Source organism: Ciceribacter azotifigens (assembly GCF_048159625.1).
In the GTDB taxonomy this organism is placed as follows: Bacteria; Pseudomonadota; Alphaproteobacteria; order Rhizobiales; family Rhizobiaceae; genus Allorhizobium; species Allorhizobium azotifigens.
The window spans coordinates 437,197-458,928 of sequence record NZ_JBLQTA010000001.1 but is presented as its reverse complement, the minus strand read 5'-3'; the positions used below and the strand labels follow the sequence as shown (position 1 = coordinate 458,928).

Here is a 21,732-nt window from a genome sequence, read left to right as displayed (position 1 = left end):
CCCCGATGATTTCGTTGTATTGAACGCCCACTGAACGGGGTTTGAACCGGTCATTCATCGGGTGTTCATCCGGTCCTGCGGGCTCCCTTGAATTCGTCTGATCGCCTTCCCATGTTGTTGATGCGGTCGCCAGAAGGGGCCGTCGAGTGGTTCCGGCGCCGCCTGGAAGGGGCTCTGGAACCGGCTATCGCAACCCGTCGCTTCACCAGGAGGACACCATGCGTCACGTTGATTTTTCCCCGCTCTACCGTTCGACGGTCGGCTTCGACCGGCTGTTCACCATGCTCGACGGCCTCGGCCAGCCCGAGCAGGCCCAGACCTATCCGCCCTATAATATCGAACGCACGGGCGAGAACACCTACCGGATCACCATGGCCGTCGCCGGTTTCGATGAAACCGAGCTGACGATCGAAGCCCATGCCCATGTCCTGACCGTCAAGGGCGAGAAGTCCGAAGACGAAAAGACCCAGCAGACCGAATATCTCTATCGCGGCATTGCCAAGCGCGCCTTCGAGCGCCGCTTCCAGCTCGCCGACCATGTGGAAGTGACGAGCGCTTCCCTGAAGAACGGCCTGCTGCACATCGACCTTCTCCGCAACATTCCGGAAGCCATGAAGCCGCGCAAGATCGCGATCGCGGCCGAAGCCGTGAACGCGCCTAAGGCGATCGAGGCCCACGTCAACTAATCCTGCAATCTCTTTGCAGAAAAGGCGGCTTCCGTGCGGACGCCGCCTTTTTCGTGTCCGGTGTCTGCCGAAACCTCGGCTCAGCCCAGCGCCTCGACGAAGCGATCGACCTCGTCTTCGGTCGTGGCGAAGCTCGTCACCAGCCGGATCAGCTTGTCGTTTTCACCGAGCAGGTTCGGTAGTTCCTGCGGCACCGGCCAGTCATAGAACCGCGCGCCACGGCCTTCGGCGAGCGCGGCCGCATCCTTTGAGAGGACCGCGAAGACTTCGTTGGTCTCGGTGCTCCAGGCCAGCCGCCCGCGGTTCGACGCGGCGATGCCGGTCCTGAGCCGTGTCGCCATGGCGTTGGAGTGGCGGGCGAGGTCGAGCCACAGCCCCCCTTCGAAATAGGCTTCGAGCTGTGCGGAGATGAACCGCGTCTTGGAAAAGAGCTGCGCCGAGCGCTTGCGGATGAATGGCATGTCTACGGCCATGTCCGGCTTCATGAAGACGACGGCCTCAGCGCACCAGCAGCCGTTCTTGGTTCCGCCGAAGGAGAGAATGTCGACGCCGCGCTTCCACGTCATGTCGGCGGGGGTCGCGTCGAGCGCCACCAGCGCATTGGCGAAGCGGGCGCCGTCCATGTGAAGCGGCAGGCCGTTGGCGCGCGCGACCTCGCCGATCGCCTCGATCTCAGCGAGCGAATAGACGGTGCCGCTCTCGGTCGCCTGGGTGAGGGTGACGGCCATCGGGCGGCCCTGATGCACGGCGCCCGGCGGATAGCGGTTGATCGCCGCGGCGAGGGCTGCGGGATCGAGCTTGCCGCCCGGTCCCTCGACCGGCACGAGCCGGCAGCCGCCGGTCAGGAATTCGGGCGCCCCGCATTCGTCCGCCGTCACGTGGGCCTCGGAATGGCAGAAGGTCACGCCGCCGGGGCGGGCGACGCTTGCAAGCGCCAGCGAGTTCGCAGCCGTCCCGGTGCCGACGAAGAAGACCGCCACCTCGCGCTGAAAGATCTGGTTGAAGCGTTCCTCGATCCGCCTGTCGAGGTCGCTGGTGCCGTAGGCAGCGGCAGCGCCGGAGGCCTCCCTGACCAGGCTTTCAGCGATGAGCGGATGGGCGCCGGCCCAGTTGTCGGAGGCAAAGAACATGGATCAGTCCTGTGTTTGCGTGGAGTGCCGTTTCCCGGAGATTAGGGATTTCCGGCCCCGGATCAACGTCTTCCAAGTCGGACCGATCGACCGGACGGCGACTTGCAAGAAATGCAACGCTCCCTTTGGTTCGGCGAAAGAAAATTTCTGTCGTAACGCAAATTTGGCAATCATCGGTCGACCTCCTGCCGAAATTTTCGGGTTCACTCTTGAAGTGGGGCGGGCTTTCTGTCATAGAAGCGCGAGAATTAGGTCAGATGAGTTGACCTAATTTGAGGTTTTAGGCAGCCGTTGCGCAATGCGTCTGTCATGACCTCGGGCTAGATTTGCGATAGATTGGCCGCTTGCGGGGCAGGCGGACCTGTCACGCGGGTCGGTTTCGGGATTTGCCGGAGCGGATCTTGCGTGGCCCAACAGGAGGGAAGGCGATGACGAAGATGGCTCCGTCTGAAGGATCGATGATGGCTCATGCGCGCGCGGACGAGGCGCGTGCCGGGGCGGCGATCAAGCGCGCCGGCCTTCCCGCCAGGCAGGGACTCTATGACCCGTCCAACGAGCATGATGCCTGCGGCGTCGGCTTCATCGCCCACATGAAGGGAGAGAAGTCGCACCAGATCATCAAGGATGGCCTGTTCATCCTCGAGAACATGACCCACCGCGGCGCCGTCGGTGCCGATCCGCTGATGGGTGACGGCGCGGGCATTCTCGTACAGATCCCGGACCGCTTCTTCCGTGAGGAAATGGCCAAGCAGGGCATCACCCTGCCGAAGGCGGGGGAATATGCCGTCGGACATTTCTTCTTCCCTCCGGATGAAGAGCAGATCGCCCACTTCAAGAAGGTCATCGCCGAGGTCTGCCACGACGAGGGGCAGCACCTGATCGGCTACCGCGATGTTCCGGTCGACAATTCCTCGCTTTCCAAGGCGCCGGAGATTGCCGCGACCGAGCCCCGCCACATCCAGGTCTTCATTGGCGCCGGCCGGGACGCTGCGACCCAGGACACCTTCGAGCGTCGGCTTTTCCTGCTGCGCAAGGTCATCTCCAACCGCATCTACGACCAGTACGGCGGAGAGGAGACCGGCTTCTACCCGGTTTCGCTGTCGTCCTCGACGATCGTCTACAAGGGCATGTTCCTCGCCTATCAGGTCGGCGCCTACTACCAGGACCTGCGCGACCCGCGCTTCGTCTCGGCCGTGGCGCTCGTCCACCAGCGCTTCTCGACCAACACCTTCCCGTCGTGGAAGCTCGCGCACCCCTATCGCATGGTTGCCCACAACGGCGAGATCAACACGCTGCGCGGCAACGTCAACTGGATGGCCGCACGCCAGGCCTCGGTCTCCTCGCCGCTCTTCGGCGCCGACATCTCCAAGCTCTGGCCGATCTCCTACGAGGGGCAGTCGGACACTGCCTGCTTCGACAACGCGCTCGAATTCCTGATGCGCGGCGGTTATCCGATGGCGCAGGCGGTGATGATGCTGATCCCGGAAGCCTGGGCCGGCAATCAGCTGATGTCGCCCGAGCGCAAGGCTTTCTACGAATACCACGCCGCGCTGATGGAGCCGTGGGACGGCCCGGCGGCGGTCGCCTTCACCGACGGCAAGCAGATCGGCGCGACGCTCGATCGTAACGGCCTGCGTCCGGCCCGCTATATCGTTACCAGCGACGACCGGGTCATCATGGCCTCGGAAGCGGGCACGCTGCCGGTTCCGGAAGAGCTGATCGTCAAGAAGTGGCGCCTGCAGCCGGGCAAGATGCTGCTCATCGACATGGAGAAGGGGCGGATCATTTCCGACGAGGAGGTGAAATCCGAACTCGCCAAGACCCATCCCTATCGCGAGTGGCTCGACCGCACGCAGTTGATCCTCGAAGAGCTGAAGCCGGTCGAACCGCGGGCGCTGCGTCGCGACGTGTCGCTGCTCGACCGCCAGCAGGCCTTCGGCTACACGACCGAGGATACCAAGCTCCTGATGTCGCCGATGGCCACCACCGGCCAGGAAGCGATCGGCTCGATGGGCACCGACACGCCGATCTCGGCGATGTCGCAGAAGTCGAAGCTGCTCTATACCTATTTCAAGCAGAACTTCGCGCAGGTCACCAATCCGCCGATCGACCCGATCCGCGAGGAGCTGGTCATGAGCCTCGTGTCGTTCATCGGCCCGCGGCCGAACATTCTCGACCATGCCGGCATGGCCCATGCCAAGCGCCTGGAAGTGCGCCAGCCGATCCTCACCAACGGCGATCTGGAGAAGATCCGCTCGATCGGCCACACCGAAGACCGTTTCGACACCAAGACGCTCGACTTCACCTATGACGCAGACCGTGGTGCCGAAGGCATGCCGGAAATGCTCGACCGTCTCTGCGAGCGAGCCGAGGCCGCCGTTCGCGGTGGCTACAACATCATCGTTCTTTCCGACCGCCAGATTGGACCGGACCGCGTTGCGATCCCGGCGCTGCTTGCGACCGCGGCGGTGCATCACCACCTGATCCGCAAGGGGCTCAGGACATCCGTCGGTCTCGTCGTCGAGTCCGGCGAACCGCGCGAAGTGCATCACTTCTGCTGTCTTGCCGGCTACGGCGCGGAGGCGATCAACCCCTATCTCGCCTTCGACACGCTCAACGACATGCACAAGCACGGCGAGTTCCCGAAGGAAGTCGACGCCAGCGAGGTCGTCTATCGCTACATCAAGGCCGTCGGTAAGGGCATCCTCAAGGTCATGTCCAAGATGGGCATCTCGACCTACCAGTCCTATTGCGGTGCGCAGATCTTCGACGCCGTCGGACTGTCGTCGGAGCTGGTCAACCAGTATTTCTTCGGCACCGCCACGACCATCGAGGGCATCGGCCTCAAGGAAATCGCCGAAGAGACCGTGAACCGCCACCGCGCCGCCTTCGGCAAGGACCCGGTTCTTGCCAACACGCTCGACATCGGCGGGGAATACGCCTTCCGCATGCGCGGTGAAAACCACGCCTGGAGCCCGGATTCGATTGCCGCGCTCCAGCATGCGGTGCGCGGCAATTCGCGCGACCGCTACCGCGAGTTCGCCCAGATGGTCAACGAGACCTCGCTCCGGCTGAACTCGATCCGCGGCCTCTTCACCATCAAGTCGGCGGAGGCGCTCGGGCGCAAGCCGGTGTCGCTCGACGAGGTCGAACCGGCCGTCGAGATCGTCAAGCGTTTCTCGACCGGTGCGATGTCCTTCGGCTCGATCAGCCGTGAGGCGCACACGACGCTCGCGATCGCGATGAACCGTATCGGCGGAAAGTCGAACACCGGCGAGGGCGGCGAGGAAGCCGACCGCTACATGCCGCTGCTCGACGGATCGGCCAATCCCGAACGCTCGGCGATCAAACAGATCGCGTCCGGCCGCTTCGGCGTGACGACCGAATACCTCGTCAATGCCGACGTGCTGCAGATCAAGGTGGCGCAGGGCGCAAAGCCCGGCGAAGGCGGCCAGCTGCCCGGCCACAAGGTCGATGCGACGATCGCCAAGACCCGCCATTCGACCCCGGGCGTCGGCCTCATCTCGCCGCCGCCGCACCACGACATCTATTCGATCGAGGATCTGGCGCAGCTGATCTTCGACCTGAAGAACGTCAACCCGGTCGCCGATATCTCGGTGAAGCTGGTGTCGGAAGTGGGCGTCGGCACGGTTGCCGCTGGTGTCGCCAAGGCGCGCGCCGACCACATCACCATCTCCGGCTTCGACGGCGGGACCGGCGCTTCGCCGCTCACCTCGTTGAAGCATGCCGGCTCTCCGTGGGAGATCGGCCTTGCCGAGACCCAGCAGACGCTCGTGCTCAACGGCCTGCGCTCGCGTGTCGCGCTACAGGTGGACGGCGGCCTGAAGACCGGCCGTGACGTCATCATCGGGGCGATGCTCGGCGCCGACGAGTTCGGCTTCGCCACCGCTCCGCTGATCGCGGCGGGCTGTGTGATGATGCGCAAGTGCCACCTGAATACCTGCCCGGTCGGCGTCGCCACCCAGGATCCGGTTCTCCGCAAGCGCTTCAAGGGTACGCCGGAACACGTCGTCAACTTCTTCTTCTTCGTCGCGGAGGAGGTTCGCGAAATCCTGGCCTCGCTCGGCGTGCGCAGGCTCGACGAGATCATCGGCGCCTCGGAATATCTCGAGAAGGAAGAGATGCTCGCTCACTGGAAGGCGAAGGGGCTCGACTTCACCAGGATCTTCCACAAGGTGGAAGCGCCGAAGGAAGCGACCTACTGGACCGAGCGGCAGAAGCACCCGATCGACGATGTGCTCGACCGCAAGCTGATCGAGAAGGCGATGCCGGCTCTCGAAAGCAAGCAGCCGGTGGTCTTCGACGTCGACATCAAGAACGTTGACCGTTCGGCGGGCGCCATGCTTTCGGGCGAAGTTGCCAAGCGCCACGGCTACAAGGGCCTCAAGGACGACACCATCCACGTCACCCTTCGGGGCACGGCGGGGCAGTCCTTCGGTGCCTTCCTCGCGCGCGGCATTACCTTCGATCTCGTTGGTGACGGCAACGACTATGTCGGCAAGGGTCTCTCGGGTGGACGCATCATCGTCCGTCCGCCGGAAAACGCGCGCATCGTCGCCGAGAACTCGATCATCGTCGGCAACACCGTGCTTTACGGGGCCATCGAGGGCGAGTGCTACTTCCGCGGGGTTGCCGGCGAACGCTTTGCCGTGCGTAACTCCGGTGCGGTCGCTGTCGTCGAAGGCGTGGGCGACCACGGTTGCGAGTACATGACCGGCGGTGTCGTCGTCGTCCTCGGCCAGACGGGCCGCAACTTCGCGGCCGGCATGTCCGGCGGCGTCGCCTATGTTCTCGACGAGGAGGGCGACTTCGCCTCCCGCTGCAACATGGCGATGGTCGAGCTGGAGCCGGTGCCGGAAGAGGACGACATGCTGGAGAAGCTGCACCACCACGGCGGTGACCTCATGCACAAGGGGCGCGTCGACGTCTCCGGCGACATGACGCGCCACGACGAGGAACGCCTCTACCAGCTGATCTCGAACCACCTGCACTACACGGGTTCGACGCGGGCAAAGGACGTCCTCGACCGCTGGGCCGAATTCCGTCCGAAGTTCCGCAAGGTGATGCCGGTCGAGTACCGCCGCGCGCTGGAAGAGATGGAACGGATGCGGATGGGCGTCGCCGCCGAGTGATGTCTCGGCATCGAAGCAGGTGTCCCGGCGGAAGACCGGCGGGACGCACTTCGCGCACGACAGACGTGCAGTCACAGGATTTACTGAGCAGGATAGCAAGATGGGCAAGGTAACAGGCTTCATGGAGATCGACCGGCAGGTGGCGAAGTATCAGCCGGCCTCCGACCGTATCCGCCACTTCCGCGAATTCACGATCCCCATGTCGGACGCTGAAGTCACCAAGCAGGCGGCGCGCTGCATGGATTGCGGCATTCCCTATTGCCACGGCCCGACGGGGTGTCCGGTGCACAACCAGATCCCGGACTGGAACGACCTCGTCTACAACGGCAAGTGGGAAGAGGCGATCCGCAACCTGCATTCGACCAACAACTTCCCGGAATTCACCGGCCGTGTCTGCCCGGCACCGTGCGAGGAGGCCTGCACGCTCAACCTCGAGGACACGCCGGTCGCCATCAAGACCGTCGAGCAGGCGCTGGCCGACAAGGCCTACGAGCTCGGCTTCATCGTGCCGCAGCCCGCGACCGTCCATACCGGCAAGAAGGTCGCGATCATCGGCTCGGGCCCGTCCGGCCTCGCCGCCGCCCAGCAGCTCGGCCGCGCCGGTCACGAGGTGCATGTCTACGAGCGCGAGACCAAGCCCGGCGGGCTCCTGCGATACGGCATTCCGGACTTCAAGATGGAGAAGAACTTCATCGACCGCCGCGTCGAGCAGATGAAGGGCGAGAACGTCACCTTCCACTGCGGCGTCAACGTCGGCGTCGACGTGGCCGTCGAGAAGCTTCTCGCCGACTATGACGCGGTTCTCTATTGCGGCGGCTCGGAAACGCCGCGCGAGGCCGGCATTCCAGGCGCGGACCTGCACGGCGTCCACGACGCGATGCCCTATCTCGTCCAGCAGAACCGCCGCGTCGGCCGTGAGAACATCGACAGCGTCGGCTGGCCGTCGGATCCGATCCTCGCCGGCGGCAAGCACGTCGTCGTCGTCGGCGGTGGCGACACTGCGTCGGACTGCGTCGGAACGGCTTTTCGCCAGGGCGCCGTGAAGGTGACCCAGCTCGACATCCGTCCGCGTCCGCCGGAAACCGAGGACAAGCTGGCGGTCTGGCCCTTCTGGGCAACGAAGATGCGCACCTCATCCAGCCAGGCGGAAGGTGCCGTGCGGGAGTTCCAGGTCGGCACGCTCGCCTTCGTCGGAGAGGACGGGGTGCTGACGGGCGTCAAGTGCTGCCAGGTCGACGAAAAGCGCAAGCCGATCGCCGGTTCGGAATTCATCATCAAGGCCGATCTCGCCTTCATCGCGATCGGCTTCCGCGGTCCCTTCGCCGAAGGCGTGGTGAAGGAGCTCGAGGGCAAGCTGACGCTCAACACCGACCGTCGCGGCTCGACCAACGTCGTCGCCAATGACAAGGACTACAGGACCTCGCTGCCGAAGCTCTGGGCGGCCGGCGACGTGCGTCGCGGCCAGTCGCTGGTAGTCTGGGCGATCCGCGAAGGCCGGCAGGCGGCCCGCGCCATCGACGAGGCCCTGATGGGTGAAAGCGTCCTGCCGCGCTGATCGGCAAGGACCGCAGAAGGATCGACGGGCCGCGGCGACGCGGCCCGTTTTTCATTGCAGGGTGGTGCTTGCCTGCGGCAGCGCGTAATCGTCGACGCGGCCGCGGGGCGGCGGCGGAAGCTGCCCTTTCTGCACGAGGCTCTCGCGCGGGGAGGGGAATGCCGCGGCTGGCGGCTGTTCATCGCCGAGCAGCTTTGCCGCGCCGTCGAGGTCCGGATCGGTCAGATTGATCGGCTGGGTGGAAACGATGTTCTGCATCTGCGACGGCGTCACGCTCTTCGACTCCGGCAGATTGTCGCCGCCGGGCGTCACGAGGTCGGGGCTCGCCATGTCGCCGAGATGCCGTCGTGCGGGCTTCTCGACATAGAAGGCCATCTTGCGCTTGCCGGCCGCTGTGAGATTGATGCCGTCCGACCCGCGCAGCCGGACCTGCTGGCCGTTGATGTCCGAGCCGGTGAGAATGAAGCGTCCGTCCGCATCGACGAAGCCTTCCCAGACATCGATGAATTCGCCGCCGTGCGCCTCCACCGTCTTTTGGTAGATGCCGTTCAGCATCAGGGCGTCGGAGGTCATGTTCTGCGGCCGGAACGGCGGCATGCCGACCCAGAGCAGCGGAAGCTTGCGGTCGGTGACGGTCTTCGCCAGCGTGATGATCCTGCCCTCGTATTCCTTGAGCCAGTTCTCGGTTCGGAAATCTTGCCTGCCGGCTGCCGTCACCATCTGCTGGCGGTCATTGGCGCCGATCTCCACGACGACCAGATCGGGCTTCACTTCTTCCAGGATCGTCGGAAGTTCCGTTTGCCAGTTGTAGTAGTCTTCGCGGACCAGGCCCGACGAGCCGTTGCTCTTCTCGATGACGACGACGCCCGCCGAGTTCGCGAAGGCTTCGTCGAGTCCCTCCGCAAGGCCGCCGGCGATGAAGTCGCCGACGACGAGCACCTTGCGTGCATTCTCCAGCTTGACGATCGGCGGCGGTGGCGGCGGAGCGGCCGGACTCGCCGCGGCTTTCGGTGTCTTTTTCGGCGCGCGCGGTGTGGTGATCTTGCGCCGGGTGGGGACCGGCTCGACCGGTTCGATGTAGCGCGGGCCACCGAAAAGCAGGTCGAGCAGCGTTCTCCGTTCGCGGTATTGTGCGTGCGCGGTGTCCGGCGACGCAAACAGCGGGAGAACAAGCGCGAGCACGGCGAGCCAGAGTCCGCCGCGCCAATGCCTATGTCCACTCTTCTGCCGCATCACGTTCCACCGTCTGGTCAGTTTCCGTCCCGCACCCGCGGGTCACACTATTCCGGACGCCGGGGCTCGGACAACGTCAGTTGCGCAGGGCGTCGAGAAGGCGGCGGGAAGGCTCGCCGTCGACCTCCATCCCGAGCCGCGATTGCAGCGCGGTGATGGCAGCCTTCGATCCGGAGCCGAAATTGCCGTCGATCTCGCCCTCATAATAGCCGAGTGCCTGCAGACGCGTCTGCAACTCGAACTTTTCCTTGATGTCGAGTGTTCCGTTCGGCCGCGGCCATGTCTGCCGCATTCCGCCGTAACCGGCGATTTCGTCGGCGAGCAGGCCGACCGCCAGCGCGTAGCTGTCGGCCGCATTGTAGCGCTTGATGACGAAGAAGTTCTTGGTCATCAGGAAGCCCGGTCCGGCCGGTCCGCCCGGCATCTTCAGCACCGCGCGGTCGCTTCCGTTCTTAAAGCTCTTGCCGTTCGGCCGGACGAAGCCGAGCTTCACCCACTCGGCGAGCGTCTTGGTCTTGCCCTCGTAGGCAGCGCCACCCTTCGGCACGGCGATCTCGTAGCCCCAGGTCTTGCCCGGTTGCCAGCCGTTCTTGTCGAGCAGGTTCGCCGAGGTCGCGAGCGCGTCGCTCACCGAATGCCAGATGTCCTTGCGGCCGTTGCCGTCGGCGTCGACCGCATAGAGCAGGTAACTCGACGGGATGAACTGCGTGTGGCCCATGGCACCGGCCCAGGAGCCCATCAGGTTCTTCGAGGCGACGTCGCCGTTCTGCAGCATCCGGAGTGCGGCGATCAGCTGCTTTTTGGCGTATTTCGAACGCTTGGGGTCGGCGTAGGCGAGCGTCGCCAGCGCGGTCGGCACGTGGTGCAGGCGTTCCGGCGTCTCGAGGGCTGCGCCGTAGTTCGATTCCATCGACCAGATGGCGAGCAGGATGTTCCGGTCGACGCCGAAATGCCGTTCCAGCGCGGCGAGCGTCGAGCCGTACTTCGCAGCCATCTCGCGACCGATCTTGACGGTGTACGGATTGACGCGCGAATCGAGATAGTCCCAGATCTGCGACTTGAATTCCGGTTGATAGCGAGCCTTCTCCAGGACATCCGGATCAGGTGAGGAGACGCCTCCGAAGGCGGCATTGTAGGTACGCTCGCTGATGCCGCTTTGGGCTGCGGTGGCGTAAAAGCCGTTGACCCATTTCTTGAAGCCGGCGTCCGCCATCGCGACGCTCGGCGGCATGAGGGTGGCCAGCGAAATGCCAAGGGCTCCGAGAAGCTTGCGGTTCTGTCTGGTCATTGGAACTTCCCCGTTATCGGACGGTTCATTTTCCAGCCATTGTGAGGGCTGTTCACCTCAGGTTAAGGCAATTGCGTCAACAAATTCTTTACCATGGTGCGTCGGGCCAGCACAGGCCTTTGCGAAATGGCGGCAAATATATAAGAGTTCGCAGGCGTGAGAACGAGGCGTCTGCCGGCATGTCCTCAAGGAGGGACGAGTGGTTCAACATAACAAGCTCCGTAAAGCTGTCTTCCCCGTCGCGGGCCTCGGCACGCGCTTCCTTCCCGCCACCAAGGCGGTTCCGAAGGAGATGCTGACGGTCGTCGACAAGCCCGTCATCCAGTACGTGGTCGACGAGGCGGCGGAAGCCGGGATCGAGCATTTCGTTTTCGTTACGGGGCGCGGCAAGGGTGTCATCGAGGACTATTTCGACATCCAGTTCGAGCTGGAACAGACGCTGAAGGCCAGAAACAAGAATGCCGAACTGACCTTGCTCTCGGGCCTGCTGCCGAAGGCGGGCTCGGCGAGTTTCACCCGCCAGCAGGAGCCGCTCGGACTGGGACATGCCGTCTGGTGCGCCCGCGACATCGTCGGTGACGAGCCCTTCGCGCTGCTGCTGCCTGACATGATCATGCGGGCCGAAAAGGGCTGCCTCAAGGGCATGGTCGAGCTTTACGAGAAGACCGGCGGCAACGTCATCGCCGTTGAGGAATGTGCGCCCGACCAGGCGCACAAATACGGCATTGTCGGCGTTGGCGACCAGCTCGAAGGCGGCTTCCGCATCACCGAGATGGTCGAGAAGCCGGCCAAAGGCACCGCGCCGTCGAACTTTTTCATCAACGGCCGCTATATCCTGCAGCCGGAAATCTTCGCGATCCTCGAGACCCAGGAGCGCGGCGCCGGCAACGAGATCCAGCTCACCGACGGTATGCTGAAGCTCGCAAAGACCCAGCAGTTCGCCGGCTACCACTTCAAGGGCCAGACCTTCGACTGCGGCGCCAAGGACGGCTTCATTCTCGCCAATGTCAGCTTCGCCATCGAGCGGTCCGATATCCGGCCGATGATCGAGGAGCCGCTCAAGGCTCTTCTCGCCGCGCTCAAGTAGGGCGGTTCAGCGCTTGGTCGTCAGGCCGACCATCGCATTCCACGTTTCGGAGTCGGTTGCGGATCGCCGGTCGGTGTATTCGTAACCGACATCGGCCGTCAGGTCGACGTAGCGGTTGAGGCTATAGCTCAAGCCGGCACCGGCGGTGTACTTGACGCTGTCGGAAGCGCCGGCATCCGACGGGTAGTCGGTCCAGGCCGTGCCGCCGGTGAGGCGGGCGACCAGATTGCTGCGCAACTGATGGGTGACCGTGGCGTCGAGCGCATAGATGACGGCGCCGCTGACGCCCGCCGTCGTCGACGGGTCGATCGTTGTGGAAAGCCCGAGATCGACATCAGTGCCCCGATGCGGCGACCATGCGATGTTGCCGTCGATCGTCACGGCTGCGATGTCGTCGAGGCGGCTGTCGTCGAAATCCTGGATGCGGTAGCCGAGCGAGAGTTCGCCTCTCAGTTTCTCGCCGAAATCCGAAGTGATGCCGGCCTTTGCCGCATAGACGTCCGCCGATCGGGCATATCCGTTCGAATCCGTTTTCTCGTCGTAGAGGACGCGCCCGATCGACGCTTCCACGAAGGGAATGAGCGCCGGCGAGATCTCGTAGCCGAGGCGTGCACGAAGGGTGCCGGCTGTCCGGTCTCGTTCGGAGAGCGAGACCTTGGTGCCGTCGGAGAGCTCGGCATCCGAATAGAGCCAGCGTTCGACGTCCGCGCCGAGCGTTCCCCGCAGCCGTCCGAAATCGTGCTCGACGGAGGTGCCGCCGGTGAAATGGTGGATGCCGGACTGGACGGAGGCACCCGCGATTGCGTTCGGGTCGCTGGTGTCCTCGCGGCTGAAGCCGTAGCCGGCGCGCAGATGGGCGGTCGTGCTGTCGGAAAGGTCGAGGCGCAGGTCGGCGTCGACATTGGCGCGCGGATCGGTCGCGCCGTCGCCGGAAAGATTGCGCTGCCAGTAGCCTTCGCCGGTGATCGTCAACTGATGGCGGGACCAGTCGGATGTGAGCGACCCCTTGAGGCCGGACTCCCAGAAGGTCCGCTGCTGCTTGTCATCGCCGGTCCGGTTCGATTCGACGCCGAGTCTCTGGATGAAGGCGGGACGCAACGTCATGGTGCCGACCCGGATGCCGGGCGCCTCGGCGTCGTCCGCCGTTGCGCGTTCCGGGGCGTACTGGACGGGGCCCTCGCGGAGGTTCAGCCGTCCCATGTCGGCCGCTTCCGGATCCTCGGCCGGGACCGAGCCGGTTACGGTGTTGGCAGGCGCATCAGGCTCCGTCGGCTGGGCGGCCTTGCTGGCGGTGGCGGCAGGCGCGGTTGTCCCCGTCGCCGTTCCGTCGGTGGCTGCGCCTGTCGCAAGCGTGCCCTGACCCTGACCGGCGGCCGGTGCCGGCAGCGGTTGCCAGGCGGCCTGCGCGGACGCCGGCGAGACGGCGCCGACGAGGCTGCCGGCGGTCAGGCAGGCGGCCAGCAGGCGTGGCGCCTGCGGGCGTCTTCCTCCGGCTCCGCTTCTTGCGATTGAATTCATGGGGTCCAGGCTCGGCGATCGCTTGAAAATGCTTACCCAAACGTAAAGCCATGTGGTTAACGTTTGGTTGCGTGTGCTCCTGCCGCGCAAAGGTGCCGAACCGGCCGCTGTGACTGCAACGCCACCAGGTTGTGCAAGATATGTGGACCGAAAGCCGCAGCGGGCACGGAAAAGTGGACAAGAAAAGGCAAAAGCAGTATGGGTCGCCCATGATCAAGCGCGCTGTCAAACTCGTCGAAGCCGGGGCTATCGAATCCGCCCTGCGCACCGTTGCAACCGAAAAGAGTGGTCTGGACGCCCTGCAGGATGCCCTGACCGGTTATCTCGCAGGTCCCTTCTGCAACGCGATCAAGGTGATCGGCAGCATTTCCGGCCGCGTCGTCGTCAGCGGCGTCGGCAAGAGCGGCCATATCGGCTCCAAGATCGCCGCGACGTTTGCGTCGACGGGCACGCCGTCCTTCTTCGTCCATCCGGTGGAAGCCAATCACGGCGACCTCGGCATGATCGCTCGCGACGACGTGATCCTGGCGATGTCGTGGAGCGGCGAGAGCACCGAGCTGCACGGCATCCTCTCCTATTCGCGGCGCTTCTCCATTCCGCTGATCGCCATGACGGCCGGCGAGACCTCGACACTCGCGCGCGAGGCAGACATCGTGCTCCTGCTGCCGAAGGAGCAGGAAGCCTGCCCGCATGGTCTCGCCCCGACGACCTCGACGATGATGCAGCTCGCCATGGGCGACGCGCTCGCTGTCGCACTGCTCGAAGCACGCGGCTTCACGGCGCTCGATTTCCGCACCTTCCATCCGGGCGGCAAGCTCGGTGCGATGCTGACGCACGTGACCGACATCATGCATACCGGCGACAGCATCCCGCTGGTTCCGCTCGGCACCTCGATGCCGGATGCGATCACCATGCTGTCGATGAAGCGTTTCGGTTGTGTCGGCGTCGTTGACGGGCAGGGTACACTCTGCGGCATCGTCACCGACGGCGACATCGCCCGTCGTCTCGACCGTAACCTCGCGGAGCTGACCGTGGATGAGGTCATGACTCGCAATCCGAAGATCGTCGCACCCTCGACGCTTGCGACGAGCGCGATGGGTCTGCTCAACCAGCACAACATTTCGGCGCTCTTCGTCGCCGACGAGGACCGCATGCCGCTCGGCATCGTGCATTTCCACGACCTGCTGCGGATCGGCGTCGCCTGATCGCCGATCAGGCTGCCTCCACGACCAAGTCCCGTCCCGTACCGGAAACCACTTTAACCCTGGTGCCTGCCGGCAGGTCCGGCCCCATGACCGGCCAGTAGGTGTCGTCGAGACGGATGCGTCCGCGCCCGTTGACGATCGGTTCGGGGAGGGTCGCCGTCCGTCCGACGAGGCTTGCGCCCCGCTGGTTGAGCAGCGGTTCGTCGGTCGCCTGCTCGCTTGAGGACAGGAAGCGCCGACCGGCAAAGGTCGCGACCACGGCAAGCGCGGCAAAGACCAGAAACTGCAGCTGCCAGACCCAGAAGCCCATCGTCCAGAACAGGATGGACAGGAGGCCCGTCAGGAGTGCGGCAATCCCGATCCAGACGAGGAAGACGCCGGGCAGGGCCAGCTCGGCTGCCAGCAAAACAAAGCCGAGGAGCCACCAGCTCCAGGGGCCGAGTTCGCTGATCAATCGCATCAGCATGGCTCAGTTCTCCTCGCTCGGCCGGTCTGCCGCGAAGGGGTTCACCACCGGTGTCGAGCGGGCAGGGGGCGTGCGCGGGCGAGAGGGTTGGGGGCCGGCGTCGCCGAAGACCTCGCGGGCGATGGCGCCGATGCCGCCGAGCGTGCCGATGAGGCTCGAGGCTTCCATTGGCATCAGCACCACTTTCGAATTGGAGGCCGTGCCGATCGAGGTCATCGCCTCGGTATATTTCTGCGCCACGAAGTAGTTGATCGCATTGATGTCTCCGGCGGCGATCGCCTGCGACACCATCTGCGTCGCCTTGGCTTCCGCCTCGGCCAGACGTTCGCGGGCTTCGGCCTCGCGATAGGCGGCCTCGCGCTGGCCTTCCGCTTCGAGGATGGCGGATTGCTTGGCGCCCTCGGCGCGCAGGATCTGCGCGTTGCGGTAGCCTTCGGCTTCGAGCACCTGCGCACGCTTCTCGCGTTCGGCCTTCATCTGCCGCGCCATCGCGTCGACGAGATCGGCCGGCGGACGGATATCCTTGATCTCGACGCGGGTGACCTTGATGCCCCACGGGCCGACCGCCTCGTCGACGACCCTGAGCAGGCGGTCGTTGATCGCCTCGCGGTTCGAGAGCAGTTCGTCGAGATCCATCGAACCCATGACCGAACGGATGTTGGTCATGGTGAGGTTGAGGATCGCATTTTCGAGATTGGCGACCTGATAGGCCGCCTGGGCGGCGTTCAGCACCTGGTAGAAGGCCACCGCGTCGGCGGAGACGCTGGCATTGTCCTTGGTGATGACCTCCTGCGTCGGAACGTCCAGCACCTGTTCCATGACGTTCAGCTTGGCGCCGATCCGCTCGATGAACGGGACGATGAGGTTGAGGCCGGGTTCCAGCGTGCGGGTGTAGCGGCCGAAACGCTCGATGGTGTAGCGGAAGCCCTGCGGCACCGTCTTGATCCCGGCGAACAGGACCAGGATGACGAGCGCCACGAGCGCAATGACGACGATATCCGAGCCGGCGAAACCCATCTCTGCCCTCCTCTATACGGTGCAGGGTCAATTGATCACTTCGGCACATTAAGCGCAAGAAACAACAGCGGGATTTCGTCGAGGCCGGGTTGTCAGACCCAGCCCTGCAGTTCCCTGCGGACAACCTTTTCGAGGACGCGCATGCCTTCGGGGCTGTCGTTGAGGCAGGGGATGTGGACGAACTTTTCGCCGCCATGCTCGTGGAAGCTCTCGGCGGCCTCGCCGGCGATTTCCTCCAGCGTCTCCAGACAGTCGGAAACGAAGCCCGGATTGATGACGGCGATCCGCTTCACGCCTTCCGCAGCAAGTTTCTCGACGGTCTTGTCGGTGTAGGGCTGCAGCCATTCCTCGGGCCCGAACCGCGACTGGAAGGTCACCATGAACCTGTCCTTCGGCAGGCCGAGACGCTCGCGCAGCAGCCGTCCGGTCTTCTGGCAGAAGCAGTGATAGGGATCGCCCTGCTTGAAGTAGGATTGCGGGATACCGTGGAAGGAGGCGAGCAGCATTTCCGGCTGCCAGTCGAGGCCGGCGAGCGTCTTTTCCACCGAGACCGCCAGCGCATCGATGTATTCCGGGTCGTCATGGTATTGCGGCACGGTGCGCAGCGCCGGCTGCCAGCGCATCGCCATCAGCTTCTCGAAGGCCTTGTCGTTGACGGTCGCGGTCGTCGAGGCGGCATATTGTGGGTAGAGGGGGAAGAGCAGGATCCTGTCGCAGCCCGCCGCCTGCAGTGCGTCGATCTTCGTTGCGATCGACGGCTGGCCGTAGCGCATCGCCCAGTCGACGACGACGTCCGGAAGGTCCCGGAGTGCCTCGGTCAGCAGGTCCGACTGGCTGCGGGTATAGGTGCGCAGATAGCTCTCGTCCCTCTCCTTGTTCCAGATTTCAGCATAGGCCTTGCCGACCTTCTGGGGGCGGGTGTTGAGTACGATGCCGAAGAGGATCGGGTACCATTTCCACGGCGACCATTCGATGACGCGTTTGTCGGTCAGGAATTCCTTCAGGTAGCGCCGCATCGAGGTGTAGTCGGTGCCGTCCGGCGTGCCGAGATTGACCAGGAGAACGCCGACCTTTCCGAAGCGAACGGGCGGGTGGTTGGTTGGCAGGTGGGTGAGATCGGCTGTCATTGTCTATGCTCGTCCTGATCCTGTATCGCCGTCTGGCAGATGGGTGAGCGCGGCGCGCGTGAGCCTTTTCTAAAAAGAAAAGCCGGTCCGGGGAAGCCCGGGCCGGCCAGATGTCCGCAGGAAAGCAAGCCTATTTCGCGGGAACCTCGAGTTTCTGGCCGACCATCAGGAAGTCGGGGTTCTTCAGCTTGTTGGCTTCGGCGATCTTCGACCACATCATGCCGTCGCCGAAGAGTTCCTTGGCGATCTTCCAGAGGCTGTCGCCGGCTGTCACCGAATAGGTCTTGACGGTCGCAACGGCAGCATCGGCGGCTGCCGGTGCCGGGGTTTCCGTCGCTGGGGCGGCGGCTGCCGGGGTCTGGGCGGCGCCGGCGACTTCCGCAACGCGGCCGTCGGTATATGGCTTGTACGGGCTGTTCTTGGCGATGTACTCGGCCACCACCGTTTCGAGACCCGGACCGTAGTCGTAAGCGTTCGTCCCGGCGGTCGCGAAGATGTTGTAGCCGTCGCCGCCCGCACGCATGTAGTTGTTGGTCGCGACACCATAGGTCTTTGCCGGGTCGAGCGGGACGAAAGCATCACCCTCCTTGACCTCGACGGAGATCACGCGGCTGCCGGCCGGCTTCGACTTGTCGAAAGTGTATTTCAGGCCGGAGACCTGCGGGAAGCGGCCTGCGCCTTCCTCGATCTGGCCGAGGCCGTTCTCGAGCGCCGCGACGATGTCGGCGCCTTTCAGGTGGAAGGTGGCGAGCGTGTTCTGGAACGGCAGCACGCTCAGCACTTCACCCATGGTGACGACGCCGCCGTCGATCGAGGCGCGCAGGCCCCCGCCGTTCTGGATGGCGATCGTCACGCCCTGATCCTTGACGCGGTCGACCATGGCGTCGGCGACGAGATTGCCCATCGAGCATTCCTGGACGCGGCAGACCTCACGCGAGCCGTCGATGACATCGGCCGACTGGCCGATTTCCTTCTTCTTCAGTTCGTCGATCGGGCCTGCCAGTTCCGCGACCTTTGCGGTATAGCCTTCGTCCGGCTTGACCGAGGCGTCGAGGAGCTTCGGCGCGCCTTCGGCCGACTTGACCACGCCGGCATCGTCGAAGACGACCTTCAGGTCGCCGAGATACTTCGAATAGGCGTAGGCGGTCACGATCGGCACGTCGACGCCCGACGGCGACTTGACCAGCGTCGGGTAGGGGCCGGCCGCCTTCTCGTCGGTGCTCGACAAGAGGGTGTGGCTGTGCCCGCCGACGATCACGTCGATGCCGTCGACGACTTTGGCGATCTCCTGGTCCTTGACGTAGCCGACATGCGAGAGCAGCACGATCTTGTTGACGCCTGCGGCCTGGATTTCCTTCACCGCATCCTTCAGGTAGCCGATCTCGTCGGCGAAGAGCACGTCCTTGCCGGGCGAGGAGGTCTCGTCGGTGTCGCTTGCAAGCACGGAGACGATCGCAACCTTCTCACCGCCGAATTCCTTGATGATATAGGGCTTGTACTTGTCGGCGATCGGCGTGTTGAGGCCGGCGAGCGTGTTGCCGGAAATCATCGGGAACTTGAGCGCCGCGATGAAGCGGGCGAGCTCTTCCGGGCCGTCGTCGAATTCGTGGTTGCCGATCGCCATGGCGTCGAAGCCGATGCCGTTCATGAAGTCGGCGATCGGGGCGCTCTTGTAGGTCGTGTAGAAGAGCGAGCCCTGGAACTCGTCGCCGGCGTCGAGGACGAGCACGTTTCCGCCCGGAAGCTCGTTGCGGCGCGTGTCGATCGCCGTCTTCATGCGGGCGATGCCGCCGAAGCACTCGTTCTTGCCGGCCTCTTCCTCCGAGCAGGTCGAATCATACTTGTTGATCGCCTCGATGCGCGAGTGGAAGTCGTTGATGTGCAGGATGTTCAGCTCGAAATCCGCAAAGGCTGCGCCCGCCGAGAGGGTAAGCGCGGAGACACTCAACAGGCCCAATCGAAATTGTTTCAACATCGGCTTTCTCCTGATATCTACGGCCGTTTTCTTTGGCCGACGTTCGTATTTCTGCTCGGTATTCAAAGAATTGTGCGGCGATGTTTCCACCAAGTGCCTGCGACCGCAAGAGCAAATAAGCTTAGTCCCCGCCGCTCAGCACAGACGTGGTAAACCGACAAGACTACAGTTGCGCGAAGGAGGTCCGTCTTCAGGTCCGCGGCGCGGTTGACGGCGCATGACAACGCCGCCGGGCCGGCGGCCCGGGCGTGTCATCTGCGGGAATGGAACGCGATCAGGACCGGCGGGCGAGCGAGAACTGTCCACCGCTGTCGGAGGTGCAGTTCAGCTGGTTTGGCGTCACCAGTGCGCAATTGACCTTAGACTGCGTGTTGCGGACGAGCGAGGTCATGTTGATCTCGACCAGACGATCCGAAACATTGGTGTAGGTGCCGGAGGCAAGGAGTTGGTTCGTATCGGTCGTGCGTGTGTTGAACGTGCCGCCGGAGAAGGTGGAGATGATTCCGTTCGGATCGACCCACGTGCCTTCGACGCTCGTCGCCTGACGAACCGGCGGCATCGGGCGCGGGCCACTGGAGTAACATGCCGACAGCGCCGATGCGCATACCAGCAGAACACCGAGATTCCTGATTTTCATTCCTCATTCCCCACATAGTCCGGGCCAGCCTGTGACCCGGAACCATGCCGCCAACAAATGGTGAAAGCAAGGCCAAGTATCCGCCTTTGCGCGGTTTTCCAATGTCGAGCGGCGGCGCTCGACCATTGGCAAGAGAAAACCCGCCGCACGGGGCGGCGGGCTAAGGAGCGGCTGTCCGGCGTTCCCGGTTCAGCGAACGAGGACGTTCTTGAACTGCCACGGATCCTTGGTGTCGATGTCTTCCGGGAAGAGGCCGGGGCGACCGTCGAGCGGCGTCCAGTCGGTGAAGTGGCCCTCGACCGGTCCGAGATAGGGCGACTGGACTTCCAGGCAGCGCTTGTAGTCGACTTCGTCAGCTTCAACGATGCCGGCCTTGGGGTTTTCCAGCGCCCAGACCATGCCGGCCAGAACGGCCGAACTGACCTGCAGGCCGGTGGCGTTCTGGTAGGGCGCGATGCGGCGCGTTTCTTCGACCGACAGGCGCGAGCCGTACCAGTAGGCGTTCTTCTCGTGGCCGTAGAGCAGCACGCCGAGTTCGTCGATGCCGTCGACAAGTTCGTCCTCGTTGAGCACGTGCAGCACCGGCTGTGCGTTGCCGCCGTTGCCGAACATCTCGTGCAGCGAAAGAACCGCGTCGTTGGCCGGGTGGTAGGCATAGTGGCAGGTCGGGCGGTAGGTCACTTCGCCGTCCTTGTCGCGGACCGTGTAATAGTCGGCGATCGAGATCGACTCGTTATGGGTGACGAGGAAGCCGTACTGCGGACCGGGCGTCGGGCACCAGGTGCGCACGCGGGTGTTGGCGCCCGGCTGCTCGAGGTAGATCCCGGCCTTGCAGCCCTTCTTGTGCTTCTTGGCGTTCTTCGGCATCCACTTTTCATGAGTGCCCCAACCGAGTTCGGCGGGCTGCAGGCCTTCCGAGATGAAGCCTTCGACCGACCAGGTGTTCCAGAACACGTTGAGCGGCTTCGGGTTCTTGGTGCGCTGGGTGTCGCGCTCGGCGATGTGGACACCCTTGACGCCCAGCTTCTTCATCAGCTTGGCCCAGCCTTCGCGGTCGTCGGCTGCCGGCTCGTCGTACTTCAGCCCCGTCTCGTTGGCGAGATTGACGAGCGCCTGCTTGACGAACCAGGAGACCATGCCGGGGTTTGCGCCACAGGTGGAAACGGCGGTGGCGCCGCCCGGGTTCTTGTTCTTCTCGGCGCGCAGGGTCTCGCGCAGCGCATAGTTGGTCCGATCGGCATTCTTCATGCTCTTGTCGAAGTAGAAGCCGAGCCACGGCTCGATGACGGTGTCGACATAGAGAACGTCAAGCTTGCGGCAGAGCTTCATCAGGTCCAGCGAGCCGGTGTCGACGGAAAGGTTGACGCAGAAGCCCTGGCCGGAGCCGTCGGTGAGCAGCGGCGTCAGCAACGTCTTGTAGTTTTCCTTGGTAACGTGCGCCTGGATGTGGCGGACGCCGTGCTCGGCGAGCAGAGGAGCTTCGTCGTTGCGCGGGTCGATGACGACCATCCGGCTCTTGTCGAACTTGAAGTGGCGCTCGATCAGAGGCAACGTGCCGCGGCCGATGGAGCCGAAGCCGATCATGACGATCGGGCCTGTGATCTCTGCGTGAACCGGATAATCTTGCTTGCTCATTCCACTCTCCTTCAGATGCG

The 21,732-nt window shown here is 64.1% G+C and carries 14 protein-coding genes and 1 pseudogene; 5 read left to right on the top strand and 10 right to left on the bottom strand.

Annotation, left to right across the window (positions count from 1 at the left end):
- Positions 1-218: 218 nt before the first annotated feature.
- On the top strand, positions 219-686 hold the full coding sequence (locus ACM6UT_RS02285; RefSeq protein WP_416795746.1) for an Hsp20 family protein: 468 nt from the start codon (positions 219-221) through the stop codon (positions 684-686).
- Positions 687-766: 80 nt separating this feature from the next.
- Here the strand turns inward: ACM6UT_RS02285 and ACM6UT_RS02280 are convergent, their stop codons facing one another.
- Positions 767-1,816, bottom strand: a complete 1,050-nt coding sequence (locus ACM6UT_RS02280) for a threonine aldolase family protein (protein ID WP_416795745.1) — start codon at positions 1,814-1,816, stop codon at positions 767-769.
- 512 nt (positions 1,817-2,328) lie between these two features.
- Between ACM6UT_RS02280 and gltB the strand changes: the two are divergent.
- Positions 2,329-6,969, top strand: a pseudogene (gltB, locus tag ACM6UT_RS02275) (glutamate synthase large subunit); the annotation flags it as partial.
- A gap of 100 nt (positions 6,970-7,069) precedes the next feature.
- A complete protein-coding gene (locus ACM6UT_RS02270) occupies positions 7,070-8,524 on the top strand; it encodes a glutamate synthase subunit beta (RefSeq protein ID WP_416795744.1) in 1,455 nt (484 codons plus the stop codon).
- A 51-nt stretch (positions 8,525-8,575) separates the two neighbouring features.
- On the opposite strand, the gene ACM6UT_RS02265 is transcribed toward ACM6UT_RS02270, so the two are convergent.
- The gene (locus tag ACM6UT_RS02265; RefSeq protein ID WP_416795743.1) at positions 8,576-9,757 is read right to left on the bottom strand and encodes an SGNH/GDSL hydrolase family protein; all 1,182 of its coding nucleotides are present in this window, start codon (positions 9,755-9,757) and stop codon (positions 8,576-8,578) included.
- Between the two features lie 76 nt (positions 9,758-9,833).
- On the bottom strand, positions 9,834-11,045 hold the full coding sequence (locus tag ACM6UT_RS02260) for a lytic murein transglycosylase (protein ID WP_416795742.1): 1,212 nt from the start codon (positions 11,043-11,045) through the stop codon (positions 9,834-9,836).
- A gap of 199 nt (positions 11,046-11,244) precedes the next feature.
- Here ACM6UT_RS02260 and galU point away from each other — a divergent pair, with 199 nt between their 5' ends.
- Entirely contained in the window at positions 11,245-12,132 is an 888-nt protein-coding gene (gene galU / locus ACM6UT_RS02255; RefSeq protein ID WP_416795741.1) for a UTP--glucose-1-phosphate uridylyltransferase GalU, read from the top strand.
- Between the two features lie 6 nt (positions 12,133-12,138).
- Here the strand turns inward: galU and ACM6UT_RS02250 are convergent, their stop codons facing one another.
- Complete coding sequence (locus tag ACM6UT_RS02250; protein ID WP_416795740.1) at positions 12,139-13,650, bottom strand: outer membrane beta-barrel protein; 1,512 nt, start codon at positions 13,648-13,650, stop codon at positions 12,139-12,141.
- A gap of 209 nt (positions 13,651-13,859) precedes the next feature.
- On the opposite strand from ACM6UT_RS02250, the gene ACM6UT_RS02245 reads away from it, so the two are divergent.
- The gene (locus tag ACM6UT_RS02245; RefSeq protein ID WP_416795739.1) at positions 13,860-14,855 is read left to right on the top strand and encodes a KpsF/GutQ family sugar-phosphate isomerase; all 996 of its coding nucleotides are present in this window, start codon (positions 13,860-13,862) and stop codon (positions 14,853-14,855) included.
- A 7-nt stretch (positions 14,856-14,862) separates the two neighbouring features.
- On the opposite strand, the gene ACM6UT_RS02240 is transcribed toward ACM6UT_RS02245, so the two are convergent.
- From ACM6UT_RS02240 to ACM6UT_RS02215, 6 genes are all read right to left on the bottom strand, one after another.
- Positions 14,863-15,321: an NfeD family protein gene (locus ACM6UT_RS02240; protein ID WP_416795738.1), complete on the bottom strand. Its 459-nt coding sequence runs from the start codon at positions 15,319-15,321 to the stop codon at positions 14,863-14,865.
- Between the two features lie 3 nt (positions 15,322-15,324).
- Positions 15,325-16,338 (bottom strand): SPFH domain-containing protein, encoded by a 1,014-nt coding sequence (locus ACM6UT_RS02235; RefSeq protein ID WP_416795737.1) that lies wholly within the window; start codon positions 16,336-16,338, stop codon positions 15,325-15,327.
- A gap of 92 nt (positions 16,339-16,430) precedes the next feature.
- The gene (hemH, locus tag ACM6UT_RS02230) at positions 16,431-17,465 is read right to left on the bottom strand and encodes a ferrochelatase (RefSeq protein WP_416795736.1); all 1,035 of its coding nucleotides are present in this window, start codon (positions 17,463-17,465) and stop codon (positions 16,431-16,433) included.
- A gap of 130 nt (positions 17,466-17,595) precedes the next feature.
- Complete coding sequence (locus ACM6UT_RS02225) at positions 17,596-19,440, bottom strand: 5'-nucleotidase C-terminal domain-containing protein (protein ID WP_416795735.1); 1,845 nt, start codon at positions 19,438-19,440, stop codon at positions 17,596-17,598.
- Between the two features lie 274 nt (positions 19,441-19,714).
- Positions 19,715-20,077 carry an outer membrane lipoprotein Omp10 gene (gene omp10, locus ACM6UT_RS02220; RefSeq protein WP_416795734.1) on the bottom strand — a complete coding sequence of 121 codons (363 nt, stop codon included), beginning with the start codon at positions 20,075-20,077 and terminating at the stop codon, positions 19,715-19,717.
- A gap of 189 nt (positions 20,078-20,266) precedes the next feature.
- Positions 20,267-21,712: a homospermidine synthase gene (locus tag ACM6UT_RS02215; protein ID WP_416795733.1), complete on the bottom strand. Its 1,446-nt coding sequence runs from the start codon at positions 21,710-21,712 to the stop codon at positions 20,267-20,269.
- Between the last annotated feature and the right edge of the window lie 20 nt (positions 21,713-21,732).